The following is a 17,420-nucleotide window of genomic DNA, read 5'->3' on the forward strand; positions in this document are numbered from 1 at the left end:
GTGCTGCGCCTGGACGGTTAACAGGGGATGTATTGTGGCCCGATATTCTTGTTACGCGTGTGTAAGACTAGTTATGCGCGTAATGAGTGTTACTCGCATTTCATTACCGTTTCCTGATCCCGGTCGTTTAATTCCGGCGGAAGAGCGGTCCGGGGCGCCGGCGACGCGGCGGCCCGGTGGGGCTCAGAAGATGAAGTCGGCCGCCTGCAGGTCGGCGATCTTGACGTTCTGCAGCGTGAAGCTCTCGCCCGCGTTGGCGATGGTGGCGAAGCCGAGCGAGCTGGTCGTGGCGTGGGCGAGCACGTCGGCGAAGTCGACGAGGCCCATGCCATGCACGTCCAGATGGTCGTAGCCGCGCTGGAAGTCGGTCACCAGCGCCGAGCCGAGGCCGTCCGCGGCCGTGAACACGAAGGTGTCCGCGCCGGTGTAGCCGGTGAGCGTGTCGCAGCCCGAGCCGCCGGAGATGAGGTCCGCGCCCGCGCCTCCGTTGAGCCGGTCGTTGCCGCCCGCACCGAACAGCGAGTCGTTGCCGTTGCCGCCGACCAGCGAGTCGACGCCGCCGCCGCCTGTGATGACGTTGGCGAGGCCGCTGCCCGTGCCCTTGAAGTCGCCCGTGCCGGTATAGGTGAGGTTCTCCACGTAGCCCGACAGCGTGTAGCTGGCGAGCGAGGTTTCGACCGTGTCCGTGCCCCCGCCGGACTTCTCGACGATGGTCTTGCCGGCGGACGACACCACGTACACGTCGTCTCCCGCGCCGCCGGACAGAGTATCGTTGCCCAGGAGACCGTCCATCCGGTCGTTCCCGGACGTGCCGACGAGAGAGTCGTTGCCGTTGGTGCCGTAGATGGTGGGGTCGGCGACGACCGCCGTCTCCGTCGTGGTCGGGGTGGTGGTGGAGGTCGTGTCGGTCGGGGCCGGCGCGGGGGCCTCGAAGATGAAATGGGCGTCGGTGAGCTGCGCCACCTTGGAGACGCCGCCCAGCGTCAGGCTCTCCGCGCCGAAGTGCAGCACGACCTGGCCGTTGATGTTGACGGTCGCGCCGTTGATGGCCTCCGCCAGCGACGTGAAGTGCAGGGCCGAGACGTCGATGCGGTCCTCGGCGAGGCCGAAGGAGACGACGAAGTCCTGCCCGCCATGGCCGGCGACGTAGACGTCCTTGCCGGTCCCGCCGTCCATGCGGTCGTTGCCCGCGCCGGCGTCGAGCGTGTCGTCGCCGGCCGCGCCGACCAGCGTGTCGGCTCCCGCGCCGCTGACGAGGAGGTTGGCGAGCGGGTTGCCGTTGCCCTTGAAGGCGCCGGAGCCGGTGTAGCGCACCGCGTCGAGATAGCCGGTCAGCGTGTAGGCCGAGAGCCCGGTCACCACCGTGTCGAAGCCGCCATTGGCGATCTCGTAGAAGGTGTCGCCGGTCTGGTTGACGATGTAGGTGTCGTTGCCGACGCCGCCGGCGAGGTAGTTGACGCCCGAGCCGCCGGAGATGGTGTCGTCGCCCATGCCGCCGATCAGGCGGTCGTCGCCCGCGCCGCCGTCCAACGAGTCGTTGCCGGCGGCCGCCAGCACGGTGTCGTTGCCGTCGCCGGCGGTGATGACGTCCGCGCCGTCGTTGCCGAACAGCTTGTCGGCGGACGCCGTGCCGTTCAGCGTCACGGAAGCGAGGTTCTTCTCGTCCTGCCAGACGCGGATGTAGTCGATCTTCATGGTCGCCGGCCACGGCGTTGTGGCGTCCGGGCTGCCCGGCCAGGTGCCGCCGAGCGCCAGGTTGGCGATGAGGTACATCGGCACCTTGAGGCTGTCGGGCGTGGCGACCGCGCCCGTCTTCTGGCCGTCGACGTAGAAGGTGATGAAGTCGGGCTGCCAGTCGACGCCGTAGGTGTGGAAGCCCTGCGTGAAGTCGGTGGAGGTGACGGTGCGGTTGACCTTGAGGATCGAGCCGTCGTCGGTGTGCACCGTCTGGTTGGCGACCTTGGGCTGGCCGCCGATGATCTCGAAGATGTCGATCTCCGCCTTCACCGAGGAGTCGGCGTTGCGCAGCCAGAAGGCCGGGAACGTGCCCTTGCCGCCGGGGATGTCGCAGCGGATCTCGAAGAAGCCGTACTTGAACTGGTACTGGTCGTAGGTGTTGATCATGCCCGACGTGTAGCCGAAATTCTGCACGTCGCTCAGCAGGTTGGCGGGCGTGGGGTTGCCCGTGATGGTGAGCGCGCCGTCGCCCTGCAGGCTGAACGGCTGGATCGGCACCGTGCGGCCGTCCGAGGTGCGGTAGTCCTGGTCGAGGTAGATCTGCTTCTCGCCGTTGAGGCCGCCGCGAATATTGCCGGGGTAGACGGTGTTCCAGACGGCATGCGTGGCGTCCGGAAGCTCGGTTCCGTTGAATTCCTGGGCAAAGGCCGAGACCATTCCGGTGCGCGGCGCAGTATTGTTGGTTCCGGTGGTGAACATCGTTCTGGCGTCCCCGTCCAAATCGGCGGCGTTTGGTCGGAGCGGAACCTATCCATTTCGCCGGGGGATGAAATTCGGCGTCATGACTTAGGTTGAGCGGAGGGTAAAACTGGGGGTTCCCTTATGCCGGCTGGTCTAAGGACAAACGCGTAGCGGAGGCTGTGCCGTACGCGGGACTGCGTAGAACCGGCCGCGCTCACGCTGCCAGCGGGCCGTCTGGCGGCGCGGCGGCCTAGGGCGACAGGCCGAATGGCGGCGCGCGGCCCTTTTGGTGTTGATGCGCCTCGGCGCTCCTCCCCCGCCGGCGCCGTTTGCCCGATTCCCCTCCGAAGGTCCCGGCATGCGTCCCGACCCATGTTCCGAATCCGCCCGGCCGCCCGAGGCCGAGGCGCTGCCCGTCGCCGCGCTGCGCTCCGCCTACGGCGCGATGCTGCCGGCGCTCGTGGCGCGCTTCGCGGGCGAGATGGAGGGGCGGCTCGCGGCTTTGGAGCGCGCGCTGGAGCGCGGCGGTTCGCGGCGGGTGCGCCGGGCCGCGCTGTCGCTGGTCGGCCCGCTCGCGTGCCTGGGCGCGCTCGACGCGGCGCGGCTGGCGGAAGCCTGCGCCGGAGCCCCCGCCGCCACGGCGCGCTCGACCGGCTGCGTCGCGCTCGCCGAGGCGCGCCGCGCGGTCGCCGCCGCGCTCCGCTACGCGCAAGAAAATTGTCAAGCTGACGATTGAAAAGCGGCTGACGAGCGGCTATCCACAACTTCATTGATCTTGCATCGCTGCAAGGCCAAACCGTTCAGGTTCTTACTTACATTGTCATCGCGGCGGGCAAGTGCTACTCCAACACATGCTAAAGCCGGCGCGCGCAACCGCTCGCGCCGCCTTCGCATCCGAGTCCTCGATGCCTACGACGCATGCCAGTACCGCCACGGCCCTGATCGCCGACGACGACGCCTTCTTCCGCATGGCGCTGTCGGCGATTCTGACGGCCCGGCTGGGCGTGCGGGAGGTGCTGGAGGCGGGCTCGCTCGACGAGGCGGTGGAGCGCCTTTCCGCCCATCCGGAAGTGACGTTCGCGCTGTTCGACCTCGCCATGCCCGGCATGGACAGCGCCGCGAGCCTGCGCGGCGTGCGCGACTGCTTCCCGAAGATCAAGGTGGCGGTGGTGTCGGGCTCGCAGCGGCGGGGCGACATCCTCGCGGCGCTGGAGGCCGGCGCGCACGGCTACGTGCCGAAGAGCCTCGGCGTCGTGGAACTGCCCAACGCGCTCCGGCGCATCATGGACGGGGCCATCTTCGTGCCGCCCTCGCTGGCCGAACTGCCGGCGGCCGAGAAGCCCGCCGCCGAACCCGGCGCCGGGCCGGCCTGCCCGGAGGGCCTGACGCCGCGCCAGCGCGACGTTCTGGAGCTCCTGGTGCGCGGGCTCTCCAACAAGGAGATCGCCCGCACGCTCGACATCGGCGAGGGCACGGTGAAGGTCCACATGGCGGCGCTGTTCCGCGGGCTCGGCGTCTCCACCCGCGCGGCCGCGGCGGCCGTCGGGGCGCGCCTGCTGGAGGCCGCGCCGGCCCGCTGAGGCGGCGACGCGCGCCTAAGCCTGCGGCGGGGCGGTGACGTCGGCGGCTTCCGCCTTCGGACGCTCGAGCGCGAGGTTGTGGCCGGTGACGAGGTAGTACACCGTCTCCGCCACGTTGGTGGCGTGGTCGCCGATGCGCTCGATGTTCTTGGCGCTGAACAGCAGGTGCGTGCAGAAGCCGATATTGCGCGGGTCTTCCATCATGTAGGTCAGCAACTCGCGGAACAGCGAGTTGTAGAGGTGGTCGATCTCGCCGTCGCGCTCCCACACGGCGAGCGCCGCGTGTTCGTCGCGCTGGATGTAGGCGTCGAGCACGGCCTTGAACTGCGCCAGCGCCATCACGCTCATGTTGTTGAGCCCGGCCAGCAGGCTCTGCGGCGGGAAGCGGCCTTCCAGCGCGAGGATGCGCTTGGCGATGTTCTTCACCAGGTCGCCGACGCGCTCGAGGTCGTTGGCGATGCGGATCGTCGCCACCACGTCGCGCAGGTCGATGGCCATGGGCTGCCGGCGGGCGATGGTGAGGATCGCCTTCTCCTCGATCTCGCGCTGAAGCTGGTCGAGCGCCGGATCGGCCGCGACGACCGCCTGGGCGAGGCGGATGTCCTGGCGCATCAGCGCGTCGATGACGTCGGACTGCATCTTCTCGGCGATGCCGCCCATCTCGGCGATTTTGCGCTGCAGCTCCTTCAGCTCGGCATCGAAGGACGCCACGGTGTGCTGGGTCATGCTGCTCTCCCTCAGCCGAAGCGGCCGGTGATGTAGTCCTGCGTCGCCTTGTGGCGCGGCGCGGTGAAGATGGTCGACGTGTCGCCGAACTCGATCAGTTCGCCGAGATACATGAACGCGGTGAAATCCGAAACACGCGCCGCCTGCTGCATGTTGTGGGTGACGATGGCGATGGTGTAGCGCTCCTTCAGCTCGTCGATCAGCTCCTCGACCTTGGCGGTGGAGATGGGGTCGAGCGCCGAGCACGGCTCGTCGAGCAGGATCACCTCCGGCTGCACCGCGACGCTGCGCGCGATGCACAGGCGCTGCTGCTGGCCGCCGGAGAGCGACAGGCCGCTGGCCCCGAGCTTGTCCTTCACCTCGTCCCACAGCGCCGCGCCGCGTAGCGCAGCCTCGACGCGCGCGTCCATCTCGGCGCGGGGCAGGTCCTCGTACAGGCGCACGCCGAAGGCGATGTTGTCGTAGATCGACATCGGGAACGGCGTCGGCTTCTGGAACACCATGCCGACGCGGGCGCGCAGCAGGTTCACGTCGACGTCGCGGCCGAGGATGTTGTGTCCGTCGAGCAGCACCTCGCCTTCGGCGCGCTGGCCGGGATAGAGGTCGTACATGCGGTTGAGCACGCGCAGCAGCGTGGACTTGCCGCAGCCCGACGGGCCGATGAAGGCCGTCACCCTGCGCTCGTGGAGCGGCAGGCTCACGCCCTTCAGCGCCAGGCTGGCGCCGTAATGGAAGCGCAGATCGCGGACGGTGATCTTTTCGGGAAGGGCGGGGACGGTCATGCGGACGATCTCGCGGTCAGGGCGCGGGCGGCGATGCTCAGCGCCAGCACGGTGAGGGTGATGAGCAGCGCGCCGGCCCAGGCCAGGTCCTGCCACTCCTTGTAGGGGCTCATGGCGAACTGGAAGATCACGGCCGGCAGGCTCGCCATCGGCGCGCCGAGGTCGGCGCTGAAGAACTGGTTGTTGAGCGCGGTGAACAGCAGCGGCGCGGTCTCGCCGCTGATGCGCGCCACGGCTAGCATGACGCCGGTGATCATGCCGGTGCGCGCCGAGGCGTAGACGATGCGGCGGATCACCAGCGAGCGCGGCATGCCGAGCGCGTAGGCGGCCTCGCGCAACTGCGTCGGCACGAGGCGCAGCATGTCCTCCGTCGTGCGCAGCACCACCGGCACGACGATGACGGCCAGCGCCGCGCCGCCGGCGAGGCCGGAGAAATGGCCCATCGGCCGCACGGCCACCTCGTAGACGAACAGGCCGACGACGATGGAGGGCGCGCTGAGGAGGATGTCGTTGATGAAGCGCACCACGGCGGCGAGCGGCGAGGAGCGGCCGTACTCGGCCAGGTAGGTGCCCGCCAGCACGCCGATGGGCGCGCCGGCGACGACGCCGATGGCCGACATCATGAGGCTGCCGACGATGGCGTTGAGCAGGCCGCCCGCCGCGCCGGGCGGCGGCGTCGTCTGGGTGAACACGGCGGGGCCGAGCGCGGTGAAGCCGCGCCACAGCAGCGCGCCGAGGATGAGCCCGAGCATGGCGAGCCCGAACGCGGTGGCCGCCATGCACAGGCCCATCCACACGCGGTTGCGGCGGGCGCGCCCGGCATAGCGGCGCATGTCGCGGACGGCGGGGCCGAGGTCGTGGCTCATGGTCATGCTCCCTGCCGCCGCTCGAGCTGCATCAGCATCAGCCGGGCCGCCGCCAGCACCACGAAGGTGATGACGAACAGGATGAGGCCGAGCGCGATGAGCGAGGCGGTGTAGAGGTCGCCCACCGCCTCGGTGAACTCGTTGGCGATGGAGGCGGAGATGGTGGTGGCGGGGGCGAGCAGCGAGGCCTGGATCTTGTGCGCGTTGCCGATGACGAAGGTCACCGCCATCGTCTCGCCCAGCGCGCGGCCGAGGCCGAGCATGACGCCGCCGATCACGCCGGCGCGCGTGTAGGGCAGCACGACCCGGCGCACGACCTCCCACGTGGTGCAGCCGAGCCCGTAGGCGGATTCCTTGAGCATCGGCGGCACGGTCTCGAACACGTCGCGAGACACGGAGGTGATGAAGGGCAGCACCATCACGGCCAGGATCAGCGAGGCGGTGAGCAGGCCGATGCCGTAGGGCGGACCCTCGAACAGCGGGCCGATCAGCGGCGCGCGCCCGAGCGTGGCGATCAGCGCCGGCTGCACCGTCTCCTGCAGGAACGGCGCGAGCACGAACAGGCCCCAGACGCCGTAGATGATCGAGGGGATGCCGGCCAGCAGCTCGACCGCGATGCCGATGGGGCGGCGCAGCGGGCGGGGGCACAGCTCGGTGAGGAACACCGCGATGCCGAGCCCCACCGGCACGGCGATGAGCATGGCGATGAGCGAGGTGACGACGGTGCCGTAGATCGGCGCGAGCGCGCCGAAGCGCTCCTTCACCGGGTTCCAGGTCGAGGTGGTGAGGAAGTCCAGCCCGAAGGCCGAGAAGGCCGGCCACGCGCCGCGGGCCAGCGACACGATCACGCCGCCCAGCATGACGAGCACGGCGAGGGCGGCGGCGCGGGTGAGCGCGGCGAACACGGCGTCCGGGATGCGGTGGCGCGCCAGCGCCCGCGCCCGGTCGGCCGTGGCCGTCGCGAGCGCTCGGCTCGGGTGCAGGCTGGCGTCCGTCATCGTCGGTCCTTCGGCTGCGCCCGGCGGCGCGCGGTGAAAACGGTGGCGGCCGGTCCCGACGACGGCGGGGCCGGCCGGTTCGGGGGCGGGGCGCGGCGCGAGGGGATCGCCGCGCCGCCCCTTGGCTTACTTGGCGGCGGCGGTCCAGACCGGCTTGCCGGCCGGGTCGACGACCTGCGTCCAGCTCTCCTCGACCATCTTCACCACGGCCTCGGGCATCGGGATGTAGTCGAGGTCGGCGGCCATCGTGTCGCCCTTGCGGTAGGCCCAATCGAAGAACTTCAGCGCCTCGGCGGCGGCGGCCGGGTCCTTCGGCTGCTTCGGCAGGAGGATGAAGGTGGGCGAGGTGATCGGCCACACCGTGTCGCCGGCCTGGTTGTTGAGGTCGATGCCGAAGCCCGGCTTGCTTTTCCAGTCGGCGCTGGCGGCGGCGGCCTGGAAGGACGGGGTGGAGGGCTCCACCACCTTGCCGGCCTTGTTGACCAGGCGGGCATGCGTCAGCTTGTTCTGCTTGGCGTAGGCGTACTCGACGTAGCCGATGGCGCCCTTGGTCTGCATGACGTTGTTGGCGACGCCCTCGTTGCCCTTGGCGCCGATGCCGACCGGCCACTCGACGGCGGTGGCGGAGCCGACCTTGTCGTCCCAGTCCTTGCTCACCTTGCCGAGATAGTCGGTGAACACGAAGGTCGTGCCCGAGCCGTCCGAGCGGCGCACCGGGACGATGGCCTGGCTCGGCAGCTTGAGGCCGGGGTTGAGCTTGACGATGGCGGCGTCGTCCCAGCTCTTGATCTCGCCGAGATAGATCTTGGCCACGGTCGGCCCGTCGAGCACGAGCTGGCCGGGGGCGATGCCTTCCAGGTTGGCGACGAGCACGATGCCGCCCATCACCATGGGGAACTGGATGAGGCCGTCCTTGTCGAGGTCCGCGCCCTTGAGCGGCGCGTCGGTCGCGCCGAAGGTGACGGTGCGGGCCTGGATCTGCTTGATGCCGCCGCCCGAGCCGATGGACTGGTAGTTGAGCCCGGCGCCGGTCTCCTTCTTGTAGGCGTCCGCCCACTTCGCGTAGATCGGGTAAGGGAACGTCGCGCCCGCGCCCGAGATGTCGGCGGCGAGGGCGGGCCCGGCGGACGCGGCGGCGATCCCCGCCGCGACGATCATGGCCTTGAAGTGCATGTCGGCTCTCCTGTGACGGCGCCCGGCCCTTGGCGGACGAGGCGTCCCGCAATTCGGGAGGCGCGCCGTCCCGGCGGCCTCGCGGCAGGGAATAGGACGGTTGCGTGACACTCGGATGACGGTCGGCGCGTTGCGGGGCGGCCTTGAGTTCGCCTCCCGGCTGCGACATCCTCCCCGTCCTTTCGACCGCCCGAGGAGTCCCGACATGGCCGAAGCCGCTCGCATCAAGGCCGCGTGGGATGCGCTGGCCACGCACCGCCAGGCGACGGCGGGCGAGACGCTGAAGAGCCTGTTCGCGGCCGACCCGGCCCGCTTCGAGACGTTCTCGTTCCGCCTCGACGACCTGCTGCTCGACCTCTCGAAGACGGCCATCGACGCGCGCACGCTGGAGCTGCTGACCGACCTGGCGCGGGCCTGCGAGGTGGAGGCGCGGCGCGACGCCATGCTGTCGGGCGAGACGATCAACGTCACCGAGGGCAGGGCGGTGCTGCACACGGCTCTGCGCAACCGCTCCGGCGCGCCCGTGCTGGTCGACGGCCGCGACGTGATGCCGGAGGTGCGCGCCGTGCTGGAGGCGCTGGCGGCGTTCGCCGGCGGCGTGCGCGACGGCTCCATCGCGCCGGCCCGGGGCGGGCGCTTCACCGACGTGGTCAATATCGGCATCGGCGGCTCCGACCTCGGCCCGGCGATGGCGACGCTGGCGCTGGCCCCCTGGCACGACGGCCCGCGCTGCCACTTCGTCTCCAACGTCGACGGGGCCCACTTCGCCGACACGGTGAAGCGGCTCGACCCGGCGACGACTTTGTTCATCGTCGCGTCCAAGACCTTCACCACCGTCGAGACCATGACCAACGCCGCCTCGGCGCGGCGGTGGATCGTCGAGGCGCTCGGCGACGGGGCGGTGGCGCATCACTTCGCCGCCGTCTCGACGGCGCTCGACAAGGTCGCCGCCTTCGGCATCCCCGTGGAGCGCGCCTTCGGCTTCTGGGACTGGGTGGGCGGGCGCTACTCGGTGTGGTCGGCGGTCGGCCTGCCGGTGATGATCGCCATCGGGCCGGAGCAGTTCGGCCGCTTCCTCGACGGCGCGCACGCCATGGACCGGCACTTCGCCGAGACGCCGCTGGAGAGCAACCTGCCGGTGCTGCTCGGGCTCGCCGGCGTGTGGCACCGCGACGTGTGCGGCTACGCCTCGCGCGCCATCCTGCCCTACGAGCAGCGCCTGCTGCGCTTCCCCGCCTATCTGCAGCAGCTCGACATGGAGTCGAACGGCAAGAGCGTGACGCTGACCGGCGAGCCGGTGGAGCGCCCGACGGGCCCCATCGTCTGGGGCGAGCCCGGCACCAACGGGCAGCACGCCTTCTACCAGCTCATCCACCAGGGCACCGACGTCGTGCCGTGCGAGTTCATGGTCGGCGCGCGCGGCCACGAGAGCGAGCTGGCGCATCACCACGCGCTGCTCGTCGCCAACTGCCTCGCCCAGTCGCAGGCGCTGATGAACGGCCGCAGCTACGACGAGGCGCGCAACCAGCTCCTCGCCATGGGGCGCAGCGAGGCGCAGGCCCAGAGCCTCGCGCCGCACCGCGTGTTCCCGGGTGACCGGCCCTCGCTCACCATCCTCTACCGCACGCTGGACCCGTTCACTCTCGGCCGGCTGATCGCGCTCTACGAGCACCGCGTCTTCGTCGAGGCGGCGATCTGGAACATCAACGCCTTCGACCAGTGGGGCGTGGAGCTGGGCAAGGAGCTGGCGAGCGCCCTGCTGCCGGTGGTGGAGGGCGCCGCCCCGCCGGCCGACGCCGACGGCTCGACCGTCGGCCTGGTGCGGGCCCTGCGCGCCATGGCCTGACCGGCCGGGGGGCGCCGGCGCGCCGCCGGGCGCGGCGAGGGGGCAACCGGGGTCGGCGAGGCCCGCAACCCCGACGTGTTCTGTCCGATTTCTCTCGATTTGCTGGCGAGCGGCCCGCGGCCGCATCGCCCGGTTGCGCGCGCCGCCGAATGCGCGCGGGGCGCGGGCCTGCGCCCGCCCGGGCCGAGTTCCAACGGAAATCCATGCGAAGACGCGATCTTCGAAGGAACGCCGATCGGACGTTTCGATCAAGGCGCACGAAGGCGTCGAATTCGCATCGGAACACGGCCCGAGCGCCGCGCATTCCAGACGCGCGTTTCCAACGTCCCGCCGCCGCTTGACAGACGCCGGGCGCGACCGCTATGTAACCAACCAGTTACTAAAGACGCACGGGGAGGACACGACATGGCGACGCACAGGCTGGGCATGATCATGCACGGCGTCACCGGGCGCATGGGCTACAACCAGCACCTCGTGCGCTCCATCTGCGCCATCCGCGACCAGGGCGGCGTGCTCCTGCCCAACGGCGACAAGGTGGTCCCCGACCCGATCGTGGTCGGCCGCAACGCCGAGAAGATCGCCGAAGTCGCTGGGAAACATGGCATTTCCCGCACGACCACGGATCTAGACGCGGCCCTCGCCAACCGCGAGGACACGCTGTTCTTCGACGCCGGCTCGACCCAGATGCGCGCCGAGCTGCTCACCCGCGCCATCGAGGCGGGCAAGGACATCTACTGCGAGAAGCCGATCTCCGACGACTTCGCCGCCGCCGAGAAGCTCGTCCGCCTCGCCCGCTCGCGCGGCGTGCGCAGCGGCGTGGTGCAGGACAAGCTCTTCCTGCCGGGCCTGCTCAAGCTGAAAATGCTGAGGGATTCCGGGTACTTCGGCCGCATGCTCTCGGTCCGCGGCGAGTTCGGCTACTGGGTCTTCGAGGGCGACTGGCAAGCGGCGCAGCGGCCGAGCTGGAACTACCGCAAGGGCGACGGCGGGGGCATCATCCTCGACATGCTGTGCCACTGGCGCTACGTGCTGGACAACCTCTTCGGCGAGGTCGAGGCGGTGAGCTGCCTGGGCGCGACCCACATCCCCAGCCGCGTCGACGAGACCGGCAAGGCCTACGTCGCCGACGCCGACGACGCCGCCTACGCCACCTTCCAGCTCGCCGGCGGGGTGATCGCGCAGATCAACTCGTCCTGGTGCACCCGCGTGCGCCGCGACGACCTCGTGACCTTCCACGTCGACGGCACCCTCGGCTCCGCCGTGGCCGGCCTCACCCGCTGCTTCACCCAGCACCGGGTCAACACGCCCCGCCCGGTGTGGAACCCGGACCAGCCGCAGACCATGCCCTTCCTCGACCAGTGGGAGGAGGTGCCCGACAACCGGGTCTACGACAACGGCTTCAAGACGCAGTGGGAGGACTATATCCGCCACCTCTACGCCGGCACGCCGTGGACGTTCGACCTGCTCGCCGGGCTCAAGGGCGTCCAGCTCGCCGAGGCAGGGCTGAAGAGCTGGCAAGAGCGCCGCTGGGTCGACGTGCCGAAGCTGGAGGTGTGAGATGACGACGATCAACCTGCCGACCGCCGCGCGGACGCTGGAAAGCTACACCGTCCGCAACCGCCCGCTGGCCGCCCCGCCGAAGGGCGCGAGCCTCGGCTTCAACCGCATCGCCTACGCCGCCGCCCACGTGGTGGCGGACCCGTGGGCCGAGCAGGACCCCTGGCTCGACGCGCCCATCGACTGGGAGCGGACGCTCGCCTTCCGGCACTATCTGTGGGACCTCGGCTTCTGCGTCGCCGAGGCCATGGACACCGCCCAGCGCGGCATGGGGCTCGACTGGACGGCGGCGCGCGAGCTGATCCGCCGCGCGCTGGCCGAGGCCAGGACGCGCCCCGGCGCGCTGATCGCCTGCGGGGCGGGCACCGATCACCTCGCCCCCGGGCCGGACGTCACGGTCGACGACGTCATCCGCGCCTACGAGGAGCAGGTCGAGGCGGTGGAGTCGATGGGCGGCCGCATCATCCTGATGGCCAGCCGCGCGCTCGCAAAGGCGGCTCGGGGGCCGGACGACTACGCCCGCGTCTACGACCGCATCCTCTCCCAGGTCCGCCAGCCCGTGGTCATCCACTGGCTCGGCGAGATGTTCGATCCCGCGCTGGCGGGCTACTGGGGCGCGGCCGACCACATGGAGGCGATGGAGACCTGCTTGCGCGTGCTCCAGGCCAATGCCGCCAAGGTCGACGGCATCAAGATCTCGCTCCTGTCCAAGGAAAAGGAGATCGTCATGCGCCGCCGCCTGCCGCAAGGCGTGCGCATGTACACCGGCGACGACTTCAACTACGCCGAGCTGATCGCCGGCGACGAAAAGGGCCATTCCGACGCGCTGCTGGGCATTTTCGACGCCATCGCGCCGGCCGCTTCGGCCGCGCTTTCGGAGCTGGGGGCGGGCCGCGAGGCGGAGTTCCACGCCATCATGGCCCCCACCGTCCCGCTCAGCCGGCACATCTTCAAGGCGCCGACGCGCTTCTACAAGACCGGCGTCGTGTTCCTGGCCTGGCTCAACGGCCTGCAGGACCACTTCACCATGATCGGCGGCCAGCAAAGCGCCCGCTCGATCCAGCATTTCGCCGAGCTGTTCCGGCTGGCTGACGCCGCGCGCGTGCTGCGCGACCCGGACCTCGCGGCGGAGCGCATGCGGCGGCTGCTCGCCGTGCACGGCATCGCGTGAGCGCCATGGGCGCGAACCCCGAGGGCTTGTCGCTCAACCTGGCCACCACGCGCCAGCAATGGGACATGCGGCAGGCCGTGGAAGCCTGCGTGCGCCATGGCGTCACGGCGATCTCGCCGTGGCGCGACCAGATCGCCGCCATCGGCCTCGACGAAGCCGTGCGGATCGTCAGGGCGAACGGCATGCGCCTCACCGGCGTCTGCCGGGGCGGCATGTTCCCGGCCGCCGACAAGGCGGGCCGCGCGGCCGCCCTCGACGACAATCGCCGCGCCATCGACGAGGCGGCGGCGCTCGGCGCGGACTGCCTCGTGCTGGTGGCCGGGGGCCTTCCGCGGGGCTCGAAGGACATCGCGGGGGCGCGCGACATGGTGGCCGAGGGCATTCTGGCCATCCTGCCGCACGCCCGCGCCAGCGGCGTGCCGCTGGCCATCGAGCCGCTGCATCCCATGTACGCCGCCGACCGGGCCTGCGTGAACACGCTGCGCCACGCCCTCGACATCTGCGAGGCGGCGGGCGAGGGGGTCGGCGTGGCGATCGACGTCTACCACGTCTGGTGGGACCCCGAATTGGCGGAGCAGATCGCCCGGGCCGGGCGCATGGGGCGCATCCTCGCCCACCATATCTGCGACTGGCTGGTGCCGACGCGCGACCTGCTGCTGGATCGCGGCATGATGGGAGACGGCGTCATCGATCTTCGCGGCATTCGCCGCATGATCGAGGCCGCCGGCTTCCGCGGGCCGCAGGAGGTGGAGATCTTCTCGAGCCAGGACTGGTGGACGCGCCCCGGCGAGGAGGTGCTGCGCACCTGCATCGAGCGCCACGACACGCTCTGCCGGGCGTAGAGGCAAAAGGCGCGGCGTCGAACCGCCCAAACGCCGCGCCCCGCTGGCCGGGGGGCTTGGCCAACGGGGCGCTTTCGCTCTTCAGGATTCGCCTACGATTGGCAGGTTAACGCGGGCCGGCGGGCCGGGTTCCAGCAGGATGCGGCCCGATTGTCGCAGTTTCGTGTGTCGCCGCGCGGAAAGCCTCTTGTATGCTGGCCCGGTCCCGACCGGGAGGTTCCGATGCCGCACCGCGCCGCCGCGCTCCGCGCTCGTTCCACGCCGCGCTGGCTGGCGGCGCTCGTGGGCCTGTTCGCCTCGCTGACGCCGGCCTTGGGCCAGACGCAGGAGGGCGACCCCTGCACCGGCCTTGTCTCGTCCCGCCGCCTGCCGATCATCCCCGCCGCGCTGGGCCCCGGCGAGGTGGGGCTGACCTTCGTCGGCCACGCGACCTTCCTGATCGAAAGCCCCGGTGGGGTGAAGATCGCCACCGACTACAACGATTACGTGCGGCCGCGCGCGACGCCCGACGTCGTGACGATGAACCACGCCCATTCCACCCATTTCACGACGCATCCGGACCCCGCTATCGCGCACGTGCTGCGCGGCTGGGATCCCTCCGGAGGGCCGGCGCGGCACAATCTCGCCGTGGGGGACGTCATCATCCGCAATGTTCCGACGAATATCCGCGACTGGGGCGGCGGCACCGAGCGCGACGGAAACTCGATCTTCGTGTTCGAAACGGCGGGGCTGTGCGTCGCCCATCTCGGCCACCTGCACCACACGCTGCTGCCAGGCCATCTGAAGATGCTGGGGCGAATCGACGTGTTGCTCGTGCCGGTGGACGGTGGGTACACGCTCGACACGGACGGCATGCTGGAGGTGATAGGGCAGATCAACGCGCCGCTGATGATCCCCATGCATTATTTCGGCCCTTCCACGCTGAACCGCTTCATCAGCCGCGTCCGGGAGAAATATCCGGTCGAATTCAGCCGCTCCTCGTCCATAACCGCGTCGCGCGAGTCCTTGCCGACATCCCCCAAGATGCTGGTGCTCCCCGAGCAGTGAACGGGTCGTGGATTGCGGGCGGGGGCCGCGGCGTCTAAAACTTCCCGACTGAAGCGCGGCCGTGGAGCCGCGCGCAATCCCAGACAAGCGCCAGCGCCATGACCCGTTTCCGCCCGCAAACCTCCATGCGCCGCCTCGCCCAGGCCGGAACGGCCGCCCTGGCGATCCTCGCGGGCGCCGGGGCCGGGCAGGCCCAGGACGGCCGCAAGAAGATCGACGACCTCATCGCCAGGATGACGCTGGAAGAGAAGGTGGGGCAGCTCAACCTGCTCTCCGGACACCACGCGACGACGGGGCCCTACGCGCGCTCGGACGTGCGGGCGGCGGTGCTGAAAGGGCAGGCCGGGGCGCTCTTCAACGTCTACGGCGCCGAATACACGCGCAGCCTGCAGGAGATGGCGGTCACGCAGACCCGCCTGGGCATCCCGCTGCTGCTCGGCTTCGACGTGCTGCACGGCTATGGATCGATCTTCCCCGTGCCTCTCGCGCAGGCCGCGACCTGGGACCTCGAGGCGATCGAGCAGGCCGAGCGCATTTCGGCGCGCGAGGCGGCTTCGGCCGGCGTCAACTGGATCTACGCCCCCATGGTCGACGTCACCCGCGACCCGCGCTGGGGTCGCGTGGTGGAGGGCGCGGGCGAGTCCACCTGGCTCGGGGCGCGCATCGCCGCCGCCCGCGTCAAGGGCTTGCAGGGCGACAAGCTGTCAAACCCCGAGAGCGTCGCCGCGTGCGTCAAGCACTTCGCCGGCAACGGCGCGACGGAGGCGGGGCGCGACTACACCGCCTCGGACCTCTCCGAGCGCGCCATGCGCGAGACGCAGTTGCCGCCCTTCAAGGCGTCGGTCGACGCCGGCGCGCGCTGCTTCATGTCCGCCTTCAACGCGGTGGACGGGGTGCCCGGCGTGGCCAACGACCGCTTGCTGAAGGACCTGCTGCGCGACGAATGGGGCTTTCGCGGCATCGTCGTGAGCGATTTCGGTGCGATCCGCGAACTGACGGTGCACGGCGTCGCCGAGACGCCCGAGGAAGCGGGGCGCATGGCGTTCCGCGCCGGCACCGACATGGACATGGAAAGCCGCACCTATGTCGAGGCCCTGCCGGGCATGGTGCGCGACGGGCTGGTGCTGCAAGGCGAACTCGACAACGCGGTCCGCCGCGTGCTGCAGCTCAAGATGGACCTCGGGCTGTTCGACGATCCCTACGGGCGCAGCGACGCGTCGCGCGAGAAGCAGACGGTGGGGCGCGCCGACCACCTCCAGGCGGCCCGCGTGATGGCCGAGAAGTCGCTGGTCCTGCTCAAGAACGCCAACGAGACGCTGCCCTTCTCGACGTCGCTCAAGCGCGTCGCGGTGATCGGGCCCCTCGGCGACGCTCCGGCCGATACGCTCGGGCCGTGGGCGGCCAACGGCAAGCCGGACGAGGCCGTGACCCTGCTCGCCGGCGTGCGCACCGTGCTGGGTTCGGAAGCGGAGGTGAGCTTCGCGACAGGCGGCACGGTCGACCGCTCCAGCCCCGCCGACATCGCCGCCGCGCTGAAGGTGGCGAAAGCGGCGGACGCGGTGATCCTGGCGCTCGGCGAGCGCGCGACCCAGAGTGGCGAGGCGGCGAGCCGCAGCGTCATCGACCTGCCCGGCGACCAGCTCGCGCTGGCGCGCGCGGTCATCGCCCTGGGCCGGCCGACGGCGACGGTGCTGTTCAACGGCCGCCCGCTCACCATCGAGGATCTCGACCGCGAGGCCCCGGCCATCCTCGAAGCCTGGTATCCGGGCAGCGAGGGCGGGCTCGCCGTGGCGCGCGCGCTGTTCGGGCTCGCCGAGCCGCAGGGTCGGCTGCCGATCACCTTCCCGCGCTCCGTTGGGCAGATCCCGATCTACCACGACGCCCGTCCGACCGGTCGTCCGGCCGTCGAACAGGGCCGTCCCTACACCGCCTCCTACCTCGATCAATCCCCCGATCCCTTGTATCCGTTTGGTTACGGGCTGACCTATACGAGCTTCGCCTACGGCCCGCCGCGCCTCGACAACCCCGCGTTGGGTCCCTCCGGGTCCGCAACCGTTTCCGTCGACGTCATGAACACCGGAAAGCGCAGCGGAACGGCCCAGGTTCAGCTCTATATCCGCTACAAGGTGGCGCGGGTGTCGCGCCCGATCCGCGAGCTCAAGGGTTTCGGCCGCATCACCCTGCCGCCGGGCGGGGTGGGCGTGGTGAAGATGCCGCTGACCGAGCGCGATCTGGCCTTCTGGCAGCCGGACGGACGCTTCGCGCCGCCGGACAGCGCGGTTGTCGAGGTGCTGGCGGGACCGGACGCCGCGACCCTCAAGTCGACTCTGCTGACCTATCGCCCCCGCGGCCAGGCCGCCGCTTCCGGTCGCGGCGGGGGCTGACCGCGCGGAACCCGGTGGTTGCGGACCCGT

The 17,420-nt window shown here is 70.4% G+C and carries 14 protein-coding genes; 8 read left to right on the top strand and 6 right to left on the bottom strand.

Going from position 1 to position 17,420, the window contains the following annotated elements; genetic code table 11:
* Positions 1-183 precede the first annotated feature (183 nt).
* On the bottom strand, positions 184-2,436 hold the full coding sequence (locus NK718_RS01765) for a family 16 glycosylhydrolase (protein WP_254737960.1): 2,253 nt from the start codon (positions 2,434-2,436) through the stop codon (positions 184-186).
* 340 nt (positions 2,437-2,776) lie between these two features.
* Here NK718_RS01765 and NK718_RS01770 point away from each other — a divergent pair, with 340 nt between their 5' ends.
* Together NK718_RS01770 and NK718_RS01775 are read left to right on the top strand one after the other, a co-directional pair.
* Complete coding sequence (locus NK718_RS01770) at positions 2,777-3,154, top strand: hypothetical protein (RefSeq protein WP_254737962.1); 378 nt, start codon at positions 2,777-2,779, stop codon at positions 3,152-3,154.
* A 169-nt stretch (positions 3,155-3,323) separates the two neighbouring features.
* Positions 3,324-3,998, top strand: a complete 675-nt coding sequence (locus NK718_RS01775) for a LuxR C-terminal-related transcriptional regulator (protein ID WP_254737964.1) — start codon at positions 3,324-3,326, stop codon at positions 3,996-3,998.
* 15 nt (positions 3,999-4,013) lie between these two features.
* On the opposite strand, the gene phoU is transcribed toward NK718_RS01775, so the two are convergent.
* The 5 genes from phoU to pstS all read right to left on the bottom strand — a co-directional run bounded on the left by phoU (position 4,014) and on the right by pstS (position 8,543).
* Positions 4,014-4,724, bottom strand: coding sequence for a phosphate signaling complex protein PhoU (gene phoU, locus NK718_RS01780; protein WP_254737966.1), 711 nt, complete (start codon positions 4,722-4,724; stop codon positions 4,014-4,016).
* An 11-nt stretch (positions 4,725-4,735) separates the two neighbouring features.
* Positions 4,736-5,506, bottom strand: a complete 771-nt coding sequence (gene pstB, locus NK718_RS01785; RefSeq protein WP_254737968.1) for a phosphate ABC transporter ATP-binding protein PstB — start codon at positions 5,504-5,506, stop codon at positions 4,736-4,738.
* Positions 5,503-6,339, bottom strand: coding sequence for a phosphate ABC transporter permease PstA (gene pstA, locus NK718_RS01790; protein WP_254738220.1), 837 nt, complete (start codon positions 6,337-6,339; stop codon positions 5,503-5,505). Before pstA ends, pstB begins: the two co-directional genes overlap by 4 nt.
* Positions 6,340-6,374: 35 nt before the next feature.
* The gene (pstC, locus tag NK718_RS01795) at positions 6,375-7,370 is read right to left on the bottom strand and encodes a phosphate ABC transporter permease subunit PstC (RefSeq protein WP_254737970.1); all 996 of its coding nucleotides are present in this window, start codon (positions 7,368-7,370) and stop codon (positions 6,375-6,377) included.
* Between the two features lie 126 nt (positions 7,371-7,496).
* Complete coding sequence (gene pstS, locus NK718_RS01800) at positions 7,497-8,543, bottom strand: phosphate ABC transporter substrate-binding protein PstS (RefSeq protein ID WP_254737972.1); 1,047 nt, start codon at positions 8,541-8,543, stop codon at positions 7,497-7,499.
* A gap of 223 nt (positions 8,544-8,766) precedes the next feature.
* Here pstS and pgi point away from each other — a divergent pair, with 223 nt between their 5' ends.
* The 6 genes from pgi (at position 8,767) to NK718_RS01830 (ending at position 17,390) form a co-directional block, all read left to right on the top strand.
* Positions 8,767-10,389 (top strand): glucose-6-phosphate isomerase, encoded by a 1,623-nt coding sequence (gene pgi / locus NK718_RS01805; protein ID WP_371877197.1) that lies wholly within the window; start codon positions 8,767-8,769, stop codon positions 10,387-10,389.
* A gap of 405 nt (positions 10,390-10,794) precedes the next feature.
* The gene (locus tag NK718_RS01810) at positions 10,795-11,946 is read left to right on the top strand and encodes a Gfo/Idh/MocA family protein (RefSeq protein WP_254737976.1); all 1,152 of its coding nucleotides are present in this window, start codon (positions 10,795-10,797) and stop codon (positions 11,944-11,946) included.
* Between the two features lies 1 nt (position 11,947).
* Positions 11,948-13,117, top strand: coding sequence for a dihydrodipicolinate synthase family protein (locus tag NK718_RS01815; RefSeq protein ID WP_254737978.1), 1,170 nt, complete (start codon positions 11,948-11,950; stop codon positions 13,115-13,117).
* Between the two features lie 5 nt (positions 13,118-13,122).
* Positions 13,123-13,959, top strand: coding sequence for a sugar phosphate isomerase/epimerase family protein (locus tag NK718_RS01820; RefSeq protein ID WP_254737980.1), 837 nt, complete (start codon positions 13,123-13,125; stop codon positions 13,957-13,959).
* Positions 13,960-14,181: 222 nt separating this feature from the next.
* On the top strand, positions 14,182-15,006 hold the full coding sequence (locus NK718_RS01825; protein ID WP_254737982.1) for an MBL fold metallo-hydrolase: 825 nt from the start codon (positions 14,182-14,184) through the stop codon (positions 15,004-15,006).
* A gap of 98 nt (positions 15,007-15,104) precedes the next feature.
* On the top strand, positions 15,105-17,390 hold the full coding sequence (locus tag NK718_RS01830) for a glycoside hydrolase family 3 N-terminal domain-containing protein (RefSeq protein ID WP_254737984.1): 2,286 nt from the start codon (positions 15,105-15,107) through the stop codon (positions 17,388-17,390).
* The last annotated feature ends 30 nt before the right edge of the window (positions 17,391-17,420 follow it).

It is taken from the genome of Alsobacter ponti (assembly GCF_024294805.1).
Lineage (GTDB): Bacteria > Pseudomonadota > Alphaproteobacteria > Rhizobiales > Beijerinckiaceae > Alsobacter > Alsobacter ponti.